General features: G+C 66.7%; 1 protein-coding gene. It reads left to right on the top strand.

Translation table 11 applies throughout. From position 1 onward, the window contains the following. On the top strand, nucleotides 1–261 hold a 261-nt coding region (locus ACLJNW_RS25335; RefSeq protein WP_410961382.1), incomplete at its 5' end, for a hypothetical protein. Nucleotides 262–270 lie beyond the last annotated feature (9 nt).

Raw genomic sequence — 270 nt, 5'->3', positions numbered from 1 at the left:
GGATTCGTACATCCCGTCACCTGGACCGAGTGGGGGCCTGCCGCCTGGTTGTTGCTCCTCCGCTGCGGGGCCTGTGGCTCGTCGCGGGACGTGGTTGCGAACAACGACGCCGCAGAGGCGTTCGACCTGTTGCTCGACCAGCAGATGGCCATGATCAGGGCCGCAGCCGACCGACTCGAACGCGAGGCGCTCGCGGCTCAGACCGAGAGCTTCGTCACGGCGTTGCGCTTGGATCTCGTGCGCGCGGACGACTTTCGCTGAGAGACGCAA

The sequence above is a fragment of the Salmonella sp. SAL4457 genome, from assembly GCF_046548235.1.
GTDB classification, from domain to species: domain Bacteria; phylum Pseudomonadota; class Gammaproteobacteria; order Enterobacterales; family Enterobacteriaceae; genus Salmonella; species Salmonella enterica.
This window is presented reverse-complemented; position numbering and strand designations above follow the sequence as displayed.